19 protein-coding genes are annotated in these 16,670 nt (G+C 43.8%); 2 read left to right on the forward strand and 17 right to left on the reverse strand.

What is annotated here, in order from left to right:
* Positions 1-796: 796 nt before the first annotated feature.
* Entirely contained in the window at positions 797-1,222 is a 426-nt protein-coding gene (locus tag F6J99_RS17035) for a hypothetical protein (RefSeq protein ID WP_075895697.1), read from the forward strand.
* A 316-nt stretch (positions 1,223-1,538) separates the two neighbouring features.
* On the opposite strand, the gene F6J99_RS17040 is transcribed toward F6J99_RS17035, so the two are convergent.
* Complete coding sequence (locus F6J99_RS17040) at positions 1,539-2,870, reverse strand: AAA-like domain-containing protein (protein ID WP_293113953.1); 1,332 nt, start codon at positions 2,868-2,870, stop codon at positions 1,539-1,541.
* A 653-nt stretch (positions 2,871-3,523) separates the two neighbouring features.
* Here F6J99_RS17040 and F6J99_RS17045 point away from each other — a divergent pair.
* On the forward strand, positions 3,524-5,392 hold the full coding sequence (locus F6J99_RS17045) for an adenylate/guanylate cyclase domain-containing protein (protein ID WP_293113954.1): 1,869 nt from the start codon (positions 3,524-3,526) through the stop codon (positions 5,390-5,392).
* 370 nt (positions 5,393-5,762) lie between these two features.
* On the opposite strand, the gene prfA is transcribed toward F6J99_RS17045, so the two are convergent.
* The 16 genes from prfA to rplR form a co-directional block, all read right to left on the reverse strand.
* Positions 5,763-6,875 carry a peptide chain release factor 1 gene (gene prfA, locus F6J99_RS17050; protein ID WP_070390668.1) on the reverse strand — a complete coding sequence of 371 codons (1,113 nt, stop codon included), beginning with the start codon at positions 6,873-6,875 and terminating at the stop codon, positions 5,763-5,765.
* Between the two features lie 220 nt (positions 6,876-7,095).
* Positions 7,096-7,344 carry a 50S ribosomal protein L31 gene (rpmE, locus tag F6J99_RS17055; protein WP_070390669.1) on the reverse strand — a complete coding sequence of 83 codons (249 nt, stop codon included), beginning with the start codon at positions 7,342-7,344 and terminating at the stop codon, positions 7,096-7,098.
* Positions 7,345-7,703: 359 nt separating this feature from the next.
* Positions 7,704-8,117, reverse strand: coding sequence for a 30S ribosomal protein S9 (rpsI, locus tag F6J99_RS17060; RefSeq protein ID WP_008191157.1), 414 nt, complete (start codon positions 8,115-8,117; stop codon positions 7,704-7,706).
* A gap of 5 nt (positions 8,118-8,122) precedes the next feature.
* Positions 8,123-8,572, reverse strand: coding sequence for a 50S ribosomal protein L13 (gene rplM / locus F6J99_RS17065; RefSeq protein WP_071107578.1), 450 nt, complete (start codon positions 8,570-8,572; stop codon positions 8,123-8,125).
* Between the two features lie 214 nt (positions 8,573-8,786).
* Positions 8,787-9,620: a tRNA pseudouridine(38-40) synthase TruA gene (truA, locus tag F6J99_RS17070; RefSeq protein ID WP_293113958.1), complete on the reverse strand. Its 834-nt coding sequence runs from the start codon at positions 9,618-9,620 to the stop codon at positions 8,787-8,789.
* 61 nt (positions 9,621-9,681) lie between these two features.
* On the reverse strand, positions 9,682-10,032 hold the full coding sequence (gene rplQ / locus F6J99_RS17075; RefSeq protein WP_070390672.1) for a 50S ribosomal protein L17: 351 nt from the start codon (positions 10,030-10,032) through the stop codon (positions 9,682-9,684).
* A 103-nt stretch (positions 10,033-10,135) separates the two neighbouring features.
* Positions 10,136-11,080 (reverse strand): DNA-directed RNA polymerase subunit alpha, encoded by a 945-nt coding sequence (locus F6J99_RS17080; RefSeq protein ID WP_008191164.1) that lies wholly within the window; start codon positions 11,078-11,080, stop codon positions 10,136-10,138.
* Between the two features lie 152 nt (positions 11,081-11,232).
* Positions 11,233-11,625 carry a 30S ribosomal protein S11 gene (gene rpsK, locus F6J99_RS17085; protein WP_008191167.1) on the reverse strand — a complete coding sequence of 131 codons (393 nt, stop codon included), beginning with the start codon at positions 11,623-11,625 and terminating at the stop codon, positions 11,233-11,235.
* 186 nt (positions 11,626-11,811) lie between these two features.
* Positions 11,812-12,195 (reverse strand): 30S ribosomal protein S13, encoded by a 384-nt coding sequence (gene rpsM / locus F6J99_RS17090; protein ID WP_008191169.1) that lies wholly within the window; start codon positions 12,193-12,195, stop codon positions 11,812-11,814.
* 71 nt (positions 12,196-12,266) lie between these two features.
* Positions 12,267-12,380, reverse strand: coding sequence for a 50S ribosomal protein L36 (rpmJ, locus tag F6J99_RS17095; RefSeq protein ID WP_075895709.1), 114 nt, complete (start codon positions 12,378-12,380; stop codon positions 12,267-12,269).
* Positions 12,381-12,482: 102 nt separating this feature from the next.
* The gene (gene infA, locus F6J99_RS17100; RefSeq protein ID WP_006100613.1) at positions 12,483-12,707 is read right to left on the reverse strand and encodes a translation initiation factor IF-1; all 225 of its coding nucleotides are present in this window, start codon (positions 12,705-12,707) and stop codon (positions 12,483-12,485) included.
* 325 nt (positions 12,708-13,032) lie between these two features.
* Positions 13,033-13,596: an adenylate kinase gene (locus F6J99_RS17105; protein WP_293043879.1), complete on the reverse strand. Its 564-nt coding sequence runs from the start codon at positions 13,594-13,596 to the stop codon at positions 13,033-13,035.
* 127 nt (positions 13,597-13,723) lie between these two features.
* Positions 13,724-15,064, reverse strand: coding sequence for a preprotein translocase subunit SecY (secY, locus tag F6J99_RS17110; RefSeq protein ID WP_070390674.1), 1,341 nt, complete (start codon positions 15,062-15,064; stop codon positions 13,724-13,726).
* 44 nt (positions 15,065-15,108) lie between these two features.
* Positions 15,109-15,558 carry a 50S ribosomal protein L15 gene (gene rplO / locus F6J99_RS17115; RefSeq protein WP_070390675.1) on the reverse strand — a complete coding sequence of 150 codons (450 nt, stop codon included), beginning with the start codon at positions 15,556-15,558 and terminating at the stop codon, positions 15,109-15,111.
* 104 nt (positions 15,559-15,662) lie between these two features.
* Positions 15,663-16,184: a 30S ribosomal protein S5 gene (rpsE, locus tag F6J99_RS17120; RefSeq protein ID WP_070390676.1), complete on the reverse strand. Its 522-nt coding sequence runs from the start codon at positions 16,182-16,184 to the stop codon at positions 15,663-15,665.
* 122 nt (positions 16,185-16,306) lie between these two features.
* On the reverse strand, positions 16,307-16,669 hold the full coding sequence (gene rplR / locus F6J99_RS17125) for a 50S ribosomal protein L18 (RefSeq protein WP_008191189.1): 363 nt from the start codon (positions 16,667-16,669) through the stop codon (positions 16,307-16,309).
* Position 16,670 lies beyond the last annotated feature (1 nt).

Genomic DNA, 16,670 nt, shown 5'->3' on the forward strand with positions numbered 1-16,670 from the left:
CTTATTTGGTTATTCCCCATTGACATCCAGTGTAGGGTAAGTTAATGGGTTGTTCACCTTTAGTGTCCAGTGCAGGGTAGGTTATTTGGTTGGTTATTGGTTAATAGGCTCTAGTACATCAAACCTGTTAGCTCCAGAAGTCTCGGTTGTCGGGCTTTAGTTGTATTGCTTTAATTGTAGGGCTAAAGGGTTGAGAAGCCAGTCTCAACCTTTATAGCATTTGTCATAGTTATCAAGTACATTCAATTTTCTTATCCAATCTTGATGGACTCGCTCATGGAGGGGAACCCCTCATAAAGGCGCTGGCTCCCCAATGGCTGCGCTGCTCCCTACTCCGAAGCTCCCTGCTCCCTACTCCGAAGCTCCCTACTCCCTAAGAACCAGAGCCTAAGTACCTGACCCAATTGAGAACTACTTTATAATCCTTGACCTAATTGTTTACTTTCGTAAAATGTAACTTAATATAATTAAGGCTTTATAATACTTGTAAAGGTTAGTCAAGAACAAAAATTAACCTAAAGTTGCGGTCTGTAACGTAATTAATGGGATTGGTATGAGTATCAATGATTATCATTGACCAATTACCCCTTACTAAACTCAGTTACAGCAAAGACTCCAGGTCAATACAGCAACCAGAGCTTTTTTTGTTCTCCTACTTTGTAAGCACCCCGCTCGCCCATAAACGAGGCAATAACACCAATAGTTAATCCCACACCTCCGCCAGCGGGTAGGACCAACGGGCTAATCTTGCCCGAATAGCTAAAAAACTCGGTTAAAAACTTCTAGGTATACGATTATGAGCGATAGCACTGTGAGCGATAGCACTGTGAGCGATAGCACTGCAATCAATGAAAACACTACCGCAGTTCAGCTAGCAGAAGCTCCAGCACAGGAAACCTCTGCCTTAGATACAATTCCCCCTTTACCTGGAAACCGTCCCATTGCTCCTAGTGAGCTTCATATTAGTGAAACACAAAGCATAATGGGACATCGACCAATTGATGCCAGTAATCTCCAGGTATTAGAAACGATGTCTGTAATGGGAGAGCGCCCCATCACCTCTAGCAACATTGAGGTACTCGGTATCATGAAGGTGTCTGGAGAGCGGCCAATTGCTGCTAGTAATCTTCATCTTGATGAAATAGAGTACATCATGGGCAAGCGTCCCATCGCCCCAAATGATGTTGATGCTGATCCACAGCTGATGGGTTATTTAGATTAAATTCAATCACCCTTCGCTGTAGCGATCGCTCTGAGCAATTGTTTGTTCCAAAATTCCCCTGTTTCAAAACAGGGGAATTTTGCGCGTTTCTTAATAATGGAATGATTTGAATAGTTTTGTGGAACGCAATTTTTAAATTAAGAATTAAGAATTCAACAGTCAACATTCAACAGTCAACAGTCAACAGTCAACAGTCAACATTCAACAGTCAACATTCAACAGTCAACAGTCAACATTCAACATTCAACAGTCAACATTCAACAGTCAACATTCAACATTCTTAAAGACAACCTTAAACCTTGGCCAAAAGGCCACGCTACGCGAACAACATATCAAGATGTTCTAAAAAATAGTGACGATATAAATTACAACATAGTGTGACTTTATTTCTCTGAACACTAACCAAACCCATACTCTGTAACTTATAGATACTGATTGGATCGAGCTCAACTCCCCTATCTGCTGTAACCACCTGTTTAAGAGTAGTAGCTAAATCAGGATTTTCCCTAATTACACTTAAGTGTTGCCGCAAATAGTCACTATAAATTCCCGTAGCAGTAGCTGCTTCAGCGAGTAATTGTTCTAGGCTAATATTATGATAAGCCAAATGATAGAGAGCAAGCTGCACTAATCCCGGATGTCCCCCCACCATAGCCATCAGTTTGTCAGCAGCTTCACTATTTGACCAATGTAATCTATAAAGCTGAGCTAACTGTTGGATTTGCTGTTTGTTAAACTCGGGTAACTTAATCGGTAATCCCACATTAAACGGAGATTGGGAAGTTTCCAGAGCAACATAAATTTCTGTCGAGTAAACCACAATTACCCGCAGCTTTCGCCACACCGGTAGTTGTTTAGCTTCCTCATGCCAAGAACGCAATAAAGGTAAAAAATCTTTAGCAGTTTGGGTATGCTCAAACAGCCGATGGACTTCATCCATTGCCAAAACCAGGGGATGGTCTATTTTTTCTAGGATATGTTCTTGTAAGTAGGTCATACAGCTGACCTTACTGCCTAGGTCTTTATCCCAATAGTCATCCAGTTGGTGGGGAAGCTGGAGTTGGTAACTGATGTTAACACATAGCCAGCGCAATAGCCGGTCTAAATTGCTTAAAATGGCGGTTTCGGCTTGGTTAAAATTGAGGTAAACTCTGCCATATTGTTTTTCCCTTGCCTGGTCTAATATTCGCAACAGCAAAGACGTTTTTCCTGTCTCTTTTGGTCCTGTAATCCGGAGCAAAGTTCCAGCTTGGTGAATGGCTTGATAGCAAAGCTCTTCAATCGGAGGACGCTCTATATAAAGGGGAGATGGTAGGGCAAGTGCTCCACTGGGAAATTCAGCAATTTTACGTAGGCATTGACGGCGGTAATATTGCTCAATTAGCTGTTGATGGTAGGGAGTAATCGGGGTTGTCTCCAGGGTGTTCCGGAAATTGGTCTTGGTGATCGTTTTATCAAAAATGTCTCCCAGTAATCGCCACAACTTATAAGCAGTCTTTCTGAGGTATTCAGGGCCATAGTGTGCTTCGATCGCCATATCGGTATAGGTTTTTCCTGCCCAGGCTTGGTGCAATATCCATTCCTGAAGTGGAGTCAACTTGATTTTCTCAACACTTTTGAGGATGTCAAGTACCTGATCAATAGTCATCACTTACAGTTCCCCAATATCTCAAAGGACACTTTAACCGTTTCTGACAAGGCAGACAATCAATTTAAGTTGATTCTGTGATTAAACTGGCTACACTTGCTAGTTGACAAATACATACTATTATGTATTGTGATCAGATGCCTATCAAATGGCTGTCTTGGGATAGTTGACAAATAACTAATTTAAAGGTAATCATTTTGTTTTAGGTAGATTGTCTAGGGAATTGGGGGTTAATTGAGTGGATTAATCAGATAAATTTCCAGCAAATTGGGTCAATAGTGTAGCCAAATCGTCAAAGCAATTGGCTACATTTTTATGTTGACTATAGAGGGTACTATCGCCACAATGCTAAATGTTGCTCCAAACAATAGAGCTTGTCTGCTAAATCCATAGGTCGAGATAAATCGGTTGCTAGAAATAAACGAAATATGTAGATTGTTGGTGGTTTACTGTTGATGGCTAACTGTTAGCACTCAACACTAAACGGTGAATGACTAATAGTTTAGCGACTAATAGTTTATCTTTAATTCCAACCACTGATTTACTACCATCAATTAATAAGCAGCCAAGCTTTTGTTGTGACTCTAATAACTATATAATTTTCAGAATTTTTTTTTAAAAAAAAATACCTATATTATTGCAGATAATTTGGCATGACCAAACCATTAATCATTATTTGTATTGATAATGATGCATCAGTTATGAATAGCCTAAAAATCTCTCTAGGTAAGACTCTCGGCAAAGACTATCTGATTGAAAATTTTGAAGGGAGTAAAGGGGTTGTAAAGTTAGTCGAAGAGTTGCGCAATGATGAGTATGAAGTGGCTTTAGTTTTGGCTGGTGCTGTTATCCCTGATCTAAAAGGGGATGACTTATTAAACATAGCTTATTTTTTCTCTAACCAAACTCTCAAAATTATGCTGACGGGTGATCTGGATTTGGAAGCTACAGCCAAGGCTATTCGGTATGCAAAGTTATATCGTTACCTAGGGAAGCCTTGTCCATCTGAAGACCTGAAATTGACAGTCATAGAAGCCATACATAGTTATCTTCTTGAGGAAACACTGAAGGAACAAAATCGCCAACTTCAGGAACTCAATCAGCAGTTGGAAAAAATAATCTGTGATCAAGCAGCACAGATTTCAGAATATACTACAGCACCAGAACAAGCTAATCAAGAGTGGCAGCACCTGAGTGCTATAAACCGTCAGCAAACTGTCCTAGTTGATGAACTGCTAGAGAACCAGTATCAATTGACTCAGTTCCTAGAAAGGATGCCTGTGGGTGTGGCTGTGTTTAATGATAAGGGGGTACTAGAATTCCTAAATTATAAGGCGCGGCAGTTATTCGGCAAGGGAGTCGTGCCATATACTACAGCTGAGCAAATGCCAGAGGTTTATCAACTTTATGTTGCCGGAACAAATCAGCTATACTTTGCTGAAAAATTACTTGCTGTAAAGGCATTAAAAGGTGAAAACGCCACCCTGGATGATATTGAAATCCACCAAGGGGACAAAATTATCCCTATAGAAAGTTGGGGAACACCTATCTTTAATGAATTGGGTGACATTGCCTATGCTATCGTCGCTTTTCATGATATCACCCAACGCAAAAAAGCAGAAGCAGAACACCTACGCTTGATGCAGGAATTCTCGCAAGTCAATCAAGCTTATGAAAGCTTTGTCCCCCATCAGTTTCTCCAGTTATTGAACAAACCAAGCATTACGGATGTTCAATTAGGGGATCATGTTCAGCAAGAGATGTCGGTGCTATTTTCCGATATTCGCTCCTTTAGCACCCTCTCGGAAAGTATGACACCTGAGGAAAATTTTGAATTTATCAATACCTATCTTTCTCGTATGGAATCTGCCATCACTGAAAATCATGGCTTTATTGATAAATACATGGGGGATGGGATTATGGCTCTGTTTAACGAAAGTGCTAATCATGCGGTCAACGCCGGAATTGCTATGCTAACATCCCTAGCTGACTATAATCAATCTCGGCAAAACTCAGGACACCCAGCCATCACCGTTGGCATTGGCATCAATACTGGTTCGTTGATGCTAGGAGCAGTGGGAGGAAAAAATCGGATGGATAGCACTGTTATCAGCGATGGGGTTAATTTAGCGTCTCGTTTAGAAGAATTAACGAAACGTTATGGGGTGCCGTTATTAATCACTCACCATACTTATTGGAAGTTAGATAATCCCTTAGCTTATGCCATTCGCTTGATTGATCGGGTACCAGTCAAGGGGAAATCGGAAATGGTGACAGTTTATGAAATCTTTGATGCCGATCAACCGCAAGTGCGAGAAGGGAAGTTAATTACTCGCAGCAAATTTGAACAAGCCTTGGTACTTTATAATCTGCGTTCTTTCTCCAAGGCATCAGTTCTGTTTCAGGAATGTCTACGCTTGAATCCAGGAGATAGTGTAGCACAAATTTATCTTGGACAATGTCAACTTCATACTCGTCTCTCTGGAGTGACTAAAATCAAGCAACACTTAAAATATAGTTGACAAAATTTTGATTATGATGTAGTACACAAAGCTAATAACACACTGTCGTTTTATAGTCTCGGCTTGAGTTAGCTGAATCCGCGAGAAGCCCCACAACGAACATGCGCAGCATGAGTGTGGGATGAATCGCGGAGCTGGAACTCTGATAAACAGCCTGAAAAACGTTATACTAAAAATAGTAGGGAAAACAAATTAAGAGCTAACCGCCACCTGCTAAGTAAAAAAAAGAACTTTTTTAATTGTTCCGGTGCGGAGGGGCATCCCGTATCGTTAATAAAGCTTACCGAGTATCCTAAGCAATAGCTGGAGTTGGTAAGAAGCCCACACTGAACCGATAGGTCAGTGTGGGAGTATGTCACCTAACTTGGCATCAAGTTAAAGATTCACCGTTGGATGTAGAAGATGCCAATTTTTCCAATTGCTCCTGCTGGTCTTGGCTAATGCAAGATTGAATCACTCCCTCCAAGTCCCCCTCCAGCAAAGGAGCGAGGGAATAATTTTGACCCAGTCGGTGATCGGTGACCCGATTATCTTTGTAGTTGTAGGTGCGAATTTTCTCAGAACGAGCCCCTGTACCAACTTGGGAACGCCTCATCGAGGTCACCGCTTCCTGTTGTTCCTGTAACTTGATCTCATACAGCTTAGCCCGGAGAATTTGCATGGCTCGCTCTCGGTTTTGCAGCTGAGATCGTTCTTCTGTACAAAAAATGCGAATTCCTGTAGGCTTGTGGTATAAATCAACTGCTGTTTCGACTTTGTTTACGTTCTGACCACCAGCACCACCAGAACGGGCTGTAGAAATTTCGATCTCCTTGGGGTCAATCTCCACATCCACCTCATCAACTTCTGGCATCACGGCTACCGTTGCTGTTGAGGTGTGAACTCTACCGCCAGCCTCAGTAACAGGTACTCGTTGGACTCGATGAACCCCAGCTTCAAACTTCAGCTTGCTGTAAACTTGGTCTCCCTGAATTTCTAATATCGCCTCTTTGAAGCCTCCCATATCCGCCAGAGACTCACTCAATAACTTTACTCGCCAGTTTTGACTTTCGGAATAGCGTGAGTACATCCGTACCAAGTCCCCTGCCCAGATACTTGCTTCATCGCCACCAGTTCCTGCCCGAATCTCCAGCATGATATTCTTTTCATCATTCGGGTCTTTGGGCAAGAGTAATATTTTAAGTTCTCTTTCCAGGTGCTCTAGCTTGGTCTGGAGTTCCTCAACTTCCAGAGCTGCCATTTCTTGCAATTCTGGCTCACCAGTGGATTCTTTAAGGATTTGCCGTGCTCCTGCCAACTCCTCTTGGGTTTGCTTCCAGTTGTCGTAGGTAGCAACAACTCCTTCTAGGGAGGAACGAGCTTTTGCCACTCGTTGCAACTCATTGGGGTCTGTGGCGATATCTGGATCAGCCAGACGCCTTGTTAACTCATGGTAGGTTTGCTCGACAGAGTTGAGTTTTTCCAGCAGGTAGGTTTCAGCCATGGTTTATGCGATCGCTCTCTTGAAATAGCCTCAGAAGTTAGGAAGGATGAAGTATAAATTTATGAATTATGAAGTGGGAAGTATTAAGTGGGAAGTTTAAGTCCTAACTGTTTATCAAGTTTTTAGTCAACCTTAAGTTAGCCATCGCTAAACCCATTTCATCGTTCATTCCTCCTGGTTCATCGTTTATCCTTCATCCTTCACCCTTGAACTTTAGGAGCTATTTCTTTGTCCCATCAGAGCTAGCTGTATTTTCTGCAGCATCCAGCATCCCATATTTCCGCATAAAGCGTTCAACTCGCCCTTCCGTATCAATAATTTTCTGGGTTCCTGTGTAGAAGGGATGATTACCAGACCAAACATCTACGTGAAGTTCTGGCTGAGTTGAGCCAACGGTCATCACAACTTCCCCGTTGCAATAGACTTTGGCTTCTGGGTACCACTCTGGGTGAATATCTGGTTTTGGCATAGTTCCTCCTTTGCTTTGTATTTTACTATATAATTAGCTAATTTTCCATTGCTAATTGTTAAATTCTGGTAAGGATACGCGCTACATCACAGGCTATAAGCCTGTGCCACCCACGCTACTTGAGGTGCTATCAGCCCCTTAGCAGTCAGCTTTTCAATCCTGTCAAACTTAGGCATGTGGCTTAATATTGCCCATACATTAGCTATTGTGGACAACCCTTAATCCGCTAATTTATTAGCTTATTTATTATTGCTTTTAGCTAAAAGTTTATTGGCAATGGCTGATAGCTGATAGCTAAGGTCTGAATGCTTACAAATTTTTAATTACCATGTTGAATTTTAAATTAGCCAGCTGATAATTTATCGCTTCGAGTATTGGGGGGCTTTCCGAGCTTTTTTCAAGCCATATTTCTTGCGCTCTTTTGACCGTGGGTCACGAGTCAAGTAGCCTTCTATTTTAAGAGGTTGACGGTTTTCTGGGTCTAGTTCACACAATGCTCTAGCAACCCCTAGACGCACAGCATCAGATTGTCCCGTTAAGCCACCACCGTGGGCATTTACTAGGATATCGTACTCATTTTCCAAACCTAAGGTTTCCAAAGGTGCTTTCAGGCTGGCTAGGTACATGGGGTTAAAATTAAAGTAAGCGTCCCCTGGACGTTTATTAACAATCAACTGACCGCTACCGGGAACCAAACGCACTCTAGCAACTGATGACTTACGACGACCAGTTCCCCAGTAAACAGCGCGACCTGCTTGTTCTTCTGCTTGCATTGGTTTTAGCCTCCTGGAATTGTTTTAATAGTTAGTTCTTGGGGTTGTTGTGCTTCATGGGGATGGGTCTGACCAGTGTAAACTTTCAGCTTCTTGAAAAGTTGGCGACCCAGAGAGTTTTTAGGTAGCATACCCTTGACAGCTTTCTCGATAATTCTTTCAGGTATACGTGCTTGCAATTGAGCAAAGGTTTCTGTCTTCATACCGCCAGGACGACCGGAATGGCGGCGGTATAGTTTTTGATCCCGTTTTCTGCCAGTTACCATAACTTTTTCGGCATTGACAACAATCACGAAGTCACCAGTATCCATGTGGGGAGTGTAAGTAGGTTTGTTTTTCCCCCGCAGAATGATTGCTATTTCACTGGCTAGTCGTCCTAGACGCTGGTTGGTGGCGTCTACAACGTACCACTTTTTTTCGATTGAGTCTTTAGTTGGGATGTGGGTTTTTTCCATCGGTTCAATCAATATCAGGTTTACGGTTGGGTTGAAAGCTTGTCCCTTGTAGCTTGGTCTTTTGGCTCACGCTTCACAGGTTGTTCTACCCCAAGGAGCCCTTGTCGGTTAGTAGGTTGACAGTAAAAATTGAATGTTACTTATCTTTAGAAGTAGCCTTCAGGCTTGTTACCTGTCACCTTCACCCCCTCTTCAACCTTGTTACGTGTAGTCTTCAACCCGTCAATTGAGGTAATATAAATTTGGGTTGAGAATCATACCATATTTCTGGGGGAAAGGGGCATTCCGGGTAGCCAACCCTTAGCAAGCACAAGCCTTTGGCTGGGGAAGCGTGTTTCACCTTGTCCCGCTGTTGGTTAACCCAGATGTCAGTAAACTGTTCTGGGGTTAGCTTCCCTATTCCCACTTGTACTAGCATTCCTACCAACAGACGCACCATACCATATAGAAATCCGTTAGCTTGAATTTCTATATGAATAAATGATCCATTGCGGTAACATTCGGCTGCTTGCACATTTACCCAGGAATGCGATCGCCCCGAGTTGCTTCGGTGAAAGGCTGCCAAGTGATGCTTACCCAGCAGTGGTTTTAAGGCTGCCTGGATCAGGGATTCATCAAGAGGAGCTTGATAATAGTGCCAACAAAAGGGTTGGACAAACAAGTTAGGGCAGGCGTCGGTATAGATTGTGTATCGATAACGACGCCAGATGGCACTAAACCGAGCATGCCAGTCTGGTGAGACTAATGCTGATGCTCGGACTAAGATATCCTCTGGCAGTCTACTATTGAGTATGGCTGCCCAGCGATGGGCTGGTATGGGACCTGTGGCATTAAAATGAGCGACTTGGGCAGCAGCGTGAACCCCTGTATCAGTACGACCAGCACCATATAGGGTGATGTCTCGCTGTTGAACGGTGGACAGAACTGTTTCAATTTCCGACTGAACACTGCGATGCTTTGGTTGTCGCTGCCAGCCATAAAAGTTATTACCCAGGTATTGAATAACCAGGGCAATTCGCTGGATAGCTTTAGCATCGTTGGCAGACATCATGGATTAACGATTAACAATTGACATTTTTAATGGTTAATTGCTTTAATGGTTAATTGCCTCAGACTAGTTCAATAATAGATATTTCTGCATTATCACCACGACGCCGCACCGTGCGCAGAATTCGGGTATATCCGCCATTGCGATCGCCATATCGATCCTTCACTCCAGCAAAGAGGGAGTGAACTAACTTTTTGTCGTAGAGATAGGCAATTGCCCTACGTCGGGATGCCAAGGAACCATCCTTGGCCAGGGTAATGATTCGCTCCACCTCCGAACGAATGGCTTTTGCCCGAGCTTTAGTGGTAGTGATTCGACCATGACGCAGTAATTCAGTGGTCAGGGATCTCATCAGAGCCCGACGTTGATCTGCTGGCTTGCCCAGTTTTGGGACACGACGCCCGTGACGCATTTTTTAGCTTCCTCCTTTTTTTTGAACAAGATTTGCCTTTATTCCTAGGGTTTAGACTAGCTACTTGCGTGCTTCTCCAGTCCCTTAAGTTTAATTGTTGTGGTTAAGTCTTAGCGGATTTTTCGTGGGGCAGTGTAATTCCTAGACGTCGTTGCAGAGCTTCAATCACTTCTTCAGCCGACTTTTGACCAAAGTTTTTGATTTCTAGGAGGTCTTCCTGACTATAATCGAGCAAATCGGAGACAGAGTTTATCTGTGCTCGTTTCAGGCAGTTGTAAGCCCGAACCGAGAGTTGTAATTCTTCGATCGGGATTTGGCTGGTCGGATCGTCATCATCACCATAGTCATCTTTAATAGATTCGAGATTAATATCCTTGAGAGGATTGAACAGATCCACGAGGGTACCAGCCGCTTGAGATAGAGCTTCTTGGGGAGTTATACTACCATTGGTCCAGACCTCTAAAGTTAAGCGATCCTTTTCCAGAGCACCATCAATGCGAGTATTTTCAACGCTGTAATTTACTTTAGTCACCGGCATGAACACAGAGTCAATCTGGAGGAAATCTACCGCTGTTGATTCATCATGCCCCCGTTCCACAGAGCGATATCCTGTACCTTTTTCGATGCGGAACTCCATTTCCAGCTTAGCCCCTTCTGCTAAGGTAGCAACATACTGACCTGGAGCAATAATTTCCACCTCCGAGGGCAAATCAAACTGAGCAGCTCTCACAGTGGATGGCCCAGTAATCATCACTCGACCTATCTGAGGTTGAGAGGTGTAGCTTTTGAGGACAACTTCCTTCATATTCAGCATAATTTCCAGGACATCCTCTCTGACTCCCTCAATTGTGGCAAACTCATTGTTTACGCCAGCAATCCGGACAGCCGTCACTGCTGCCCCTTCTAGGTTGGACAGCAAAACTCGTCTGAGGGCGTTGCCAACCGTTGTGCCTTGACCACGTTCGAGAGGCTCTAGGACAAATCTGCTATACTGACTTTGGTTCTTCAGTGTTTTGGATTCTACACACTCAATCTGAAACTGCGCCACAGAGTGACCTCCCTCTATTCATAAGACCCCTTTAACCGAATACAGGTTGAAGGGATAGTAAGCCAAAGGGTAAAAAGGGTAAGAAGTTTCTTATGAACCTCCTCCTTTCAAGCTACTTTCCTTTCAACCTAACGGTCGCAAAAAATATACTCTTATACTCGACGCCGTTTGGGTGGACGGCAGCCGTTATGAGGAATTGGAGTTACATCCCTGATTAGGGTGATTTCCAGTCCGGCTCCTTGCAGGGCCCGAATAGCGGTTTCTCGACCTGCTCCTGGTCCACTCACCATCACTTCCACCTGACGCATACCTTGGTCTATGGCTCGTCGGGCAGCACTGTCAGCAGCGGTCTGAGCAGCGAAGGGAGTTCCTTTTTTTGCCCCCTTAAATCCACTAGAGCCAGCTGAAGCCCAAGAGACTACATCCCCTTTGGTGTCAGAAATGGTGACGATAGTATTATTGAACGTAGACTGGATATATGCTATTCCATTGGGTACATTGCGTTTCTGCTTTTTTGTACCACCTTTTTTAGTTGGTCGCGCCATGTCACTTGACTTTACTCTATAGGTGATTAATTATCTTGGGGTTGAGTAACCTGAACAATTTTGTCGAAAGTCTTTTGTCCAAAGTCTTTTGTCCAAAGTGACTAACAGAAGGTCTCCTGGCAGTTACTTTTGACGAATGACCAATGACAAGAAAGCTGTGGTGGATAGTTGGGCTGACTAGAGCTATTACTTCTTAGCCGGTGCTTTTTTCTTTCCAGCGATAGTCACTCGTCTACCGCGACGGGTACGGGCATTAGTGCGGGTTCGCTGTCCTCTCACGGGTAGTCCCATGCGATGACGACGTCCGCGATAGGTACCAATATCTACTAGGCGCTTGATGTTCATTGACTGCCAGCGCCTTAAATCCCCTTCCACCTGATAATTTTTTTCGACAGCTGCTCTGAGGGCAGCCACCTCCGCATCGGTCAAATCCTTAACCCTCGTATCCGGGTTAACTCCTGTTGCTGCTAAAATGTCTTTAGACCGCGACAGACCGATTCCATAAATGTAGGTCAGACCTATTTCTACACGTTTATCGCGAGGTAGGTCTACACTGGCAATCCGAGCCACGCTTGCTTCTCCCTTGACTGAAGTTTTGTGCTACAAATTAAATGTATGGATTAAGTGTATGGATTTGATGTTTATCCCTGACGCTGTTTGTGCTTGGGATTGGGGCAAATTACCATAACTCTACCGTGGCGTTTAATTACGCGGCACTTCTCACACATTTTTCGGACAGATGGCCTAACTTTCATCTCTTTTTTTTTTGGACACAATGCAGTTGGTTATTATATCTTTTTTTAGGTTGACTTGTCAAATTTAACTTATTTTAAATAAAACAGAAGTCCCTGCTAGTTTTACTTCTTACGCAGGCGGTAGGTAATCCTGCCTTTGCTTAAATCGTAGGGGGTTAGTTCAACTTTGACCCGGTCTCCAGGCAGAATTTTGATGTAATTCCGACGGATTTTACCGGAAATATGAGCTAGGACATTAAAGCCATTGTCCAAGTCAACCCTAAACATGGCATTCGGCAGTGACTCAGTCACCGTGCCTTCCATTTCAATTAAGTCTTGTTTAGCCAACGTGTTTTAACCTCAATACAACTATCCCCGTATGTTCTAAATTTTGATTATTTAATTCAGGGAGTCTTAACATATTTTATCAAATCCAAAATTATACCAACTAAAATACTTTTCCACCAACTTTGGAGTAGCGGTGTCAGGGAAGCATTTTTACCGTGGCCTAGCTCAAGGCATAGGTTACACCGGTCGAACCATTAGAATAACCATTAGTCTAAATTAGTCTAATTATTAGGCTAATGGTATTAGCTACAATAGGGTCAGATGATGGCTGACCTGCCGGACGCAGGGGGTTTCCGACTTTCCTCATGGGCTTACCCTAAAATCATTACCCTAGAACTTGTTTAATCGATTCGGTGACTTGCTCTAAGGAGAGATCACCATTAATAGATTTTAAAGCTGAGTGTTCTCGGTAAAATTCCACCAAAGGAGCTGTTTGATGGTTATAGACCTCAAGACGTGTGCGGATAGTTTCCTCATTATCATCTGTACGTCCCTCCTTACGACCCCTTTCCAATAGTCTGTCGATCAAAACCTGATCTGGAACTTCCAGGTTGATGGCACCATCCAAAGTTTGGTCAAGCTCTTGCAACAGGTCATTCAAGAAATGGGCTTGGCTGACGTTACGGGGAAAACCGTCTAAAATCCAACCTTTTTGAGCATCGGGTTGATTTAGGCGATCGCGGATCAGATCTATGAGCAACTCGTCAGGAACTAATTCTCCCTTATCCATATAGGACTGAGCTTTTTGACCCAGGAGGGTTTGAGCACTTACAGCCCCTCGCAAAATTTCCCCGGTGGAAATGTGAGGAATCCCTAGTTGTTCAGCCACAATTTTGGCTTGAGTTCCTTTACCTGCTCCTGGAGGTCCTAAAAAGATTAATCTTTTCATGTGTCATGTGTCATGGGTGATGTGTCAGTTGGTTTTTGTCCTAGGCAATGAACAACAACCAACTGACCCGAAAATTTGAGGCTCATCCACCTAAAAAAGCTGCTGCGCCCATTGCCCAATAATCGCTTTACTGCTTGACCATACCTTCGTAACGCTGGGAAATCACGTAGGTTTGAATTTGCTTGGCTGTGTCGATGGCAACCCCCACCAAAATCAGCAACGATGTGGCACCTAATCCCCTAAATGTGGTTACACCAGTGGCGCTTTCGACTGCAGTTGGTACTACAGCTACCAGTCCTAGGAAAATTGCTCCTAATAAGGTCAGTCGGTTCAAAACTCTCTCTATATATTCACTCGTAGCCCTTCCTGGTCGAATACCAGGGATACTCGCCCCCATTTTCTTCAAATTCTGGGACATATCTACTGGGTTTATAATCAGGGAGGCGTAGAAGTAGCTAAAGAACAAAATCAAGACTAAATAGACAGCAACATAGACCCAAGGAGTTTGACCATTGGGGTTGAGATAATTGGCAATCTGGATTAGGACTTGATTGATTGAGCCTAAAAATCCATTGCTATTATCGCCACTAGTTATCCCAGCTAGGGATGTGGGTAGGATTAAGACGGCTGAGGCAAAGATAATTGGCATTACGCCACCTTGGTTTAGCCTTAGGGGCAAATAATTTTTCCGCTCCCGGTAAAGACGCTTACCAACTTGACGTCTGGCAGTAATAATCGGAATTCGTCGGCTTCCTTCTTGCACAAAGACAATACCGACAATCATGACTAGGAAAACTAACAGCAGCACAATTACCTTACCCACCGTTTCTCGACCGCCGGTCTGAGCAAGTTCAATGGTTTGACCCAAGGTGCGGGGCAAAACAGCAACAATATTGACAAAAATCAACAGTGACGCTCCGTTGCCAATGCCTCGTTCGGTAATTAACTCTGATAGCCACATCACGAACATAGAGCCAGCCGTGAGGGCAAGGACAGTTTCAAACACGAAGAATGCGCCTGGTTCAACAGCAAACCGCTGTGCCCACAACGATAAGCCAATACTTTGAATCACAGACCAGCCTAGGGCAACATAACGGGTAATCTGACCGATTTTTCGACGCCCTGCTTCACCTTCATTTTTCTGCAAATTTTCTAAAGAAGGAATTGCTGCCGTTAGCAGTTGTAGGATAATCGAAGCATTAATATAAGGCAAAATTCCCAAGGCAAAAATCCCTAGGGCGGAAAAACCACCACCAGAGAAAAAGTCCAAAAGACCGACAAACGGGCTATTCTGGAGTTCTGCTGAAAATCTGGCTCGATCAATTCCTGGTACAGGAAGAAAGACACCCAAGCGGGCTAAAATTAACAAACCAACGGTGACAAGCAGCCGACCTCTAAGGCCAGCCGCTTGAGCCATTTGCATAAACGTCTCTTGAGCAGTTGGGGCTTTGTCTCGACTGACTGTCATTTAAGGTACCTCTTGAAGATACAGGAGCATAAGGGCTAAAGGGGTTACTTAGCTATAACTTCCCAGCTGCCACCTGCCGCCTCGATTTTTTGGCGGGCACCACTTGTAAAGGCAGCAGCTTTTATATTGAGTGGCACATTCAGCTCGCCATCACCGAGTAGTTTCAATGGACCATCATTGGTGGTGACTAAACCTGTCTCCAACAAGGATTCCAAAGTTACCTCAGTATTGGCGGGAAGTGATGCCAACTTACCTACGTTGATTGTAGTGTAATGTTTGGGGTTAATGACCGTAAAGTGTTTTAACTTGGGGATACGGCGATATAAGGGCATCTGACCCCCTTCAAAACCAGGTCTTGTCCCTCGACCTGAACGGGATTTTTGACCACGCATTCCAAAACCGCAGCTAGCCCCTTGACCAGCAGCAATGCCACGACCTACACGGCGTCGGCGCTTTTTGGAGCCTTGTTTGGGGACTGCATCATTGATTCTCATCGTTTTTTGTAAGGATAAAAATGTTTTTTTCTCTGATTGACGGCTGACGCTAAACCGTCAACCTTGAGCATATTACTTTTATTTCTACCTAGCTGGTTTTTAATCTATGCATAGATTTGTTCAAGGGGAATGTCCCGTTCTTGAGCCACCTCTGAAAATGTGCGCAGGGAATCAAGAGAGTTGATTGCTGCTCTAGCATTATTGAGGGGGTTATTGGAACCAAGCTGTTTAGCTAAGACATTTTTAACTCCAGCTAACTCAAGTACTGTGCGCACAGCACCACCAGCAATCACACCAGTTCCGGGAGCAGCAGGTCGCATGATCACTTTGGCTCCCACAGCCCTACCTCTAGATGGGTGAGGAATGGAATTAGTTTTGGTTAAGGGTACATCAATGAGTTGCTTTTTGGCATCAGCAACTCCTTTACGGACAGCACCAATTACATCACTGGCTTTGCCTACACCAACCCCCACCTGACCTTTTTCATTACCTACAACTACGATGGCGCGGAAGCTCAATTTTTTACCCCCTTTGACCACCTTACTAACGCGGCGGATTTGGATAACCCGCTCTTGCCAATTACTTTCTTTTTCTTTAGAGCGGTTGCTTTTTCTACGATTTGCCATAGTTCGCTATAGATTAAATCATGATAGTAAGTAATCAAAAATTAGCTGATTTATCGTTGCTAATTTTTAATTGCTAATTGCATAATTGCCATTGTCAGTTGTCAACTTTTAATTAGCAGTTACTAAAAATCCAGCCCGGCTTCACGAGCAGCTTCTGCTAAAGCTTTGACACGACCATGATATAGGTAGCCCCCACGGTCAAAGACCACTTTCTTGAGACCTTTTTCTAGTGCTCGTTGGGCAACCAACTGACCCACTTTAGCTGAGGCTTCACAGGTTGCTCCAGATTTGAGTTCAGATCTCAGAGCTGGTTCTAAAGTTGAAGCTGCCACTATGGTATGTTGCTGATTGTCATCGATAACTTGCACATAAATGTGCTCATTAGAGCGAAATACAGCTAATCTTGGGCGTTCAGCAGTACCACTGACTTTCCGGCGTACCCGCCTATGTCTGTGTCGTATAGATTCTTTTCGAGTAAGTTTCATA

It is taken from the genome of Moorena sp. SIO4G3, assembly GCF_010692305.1.
Lineage (GTDB): Bacteria > Cyanobacteriota > Cyanobacteriia > Cyanobacteriales > Coleofasciculaceae > Moorena > Moorena producens_A.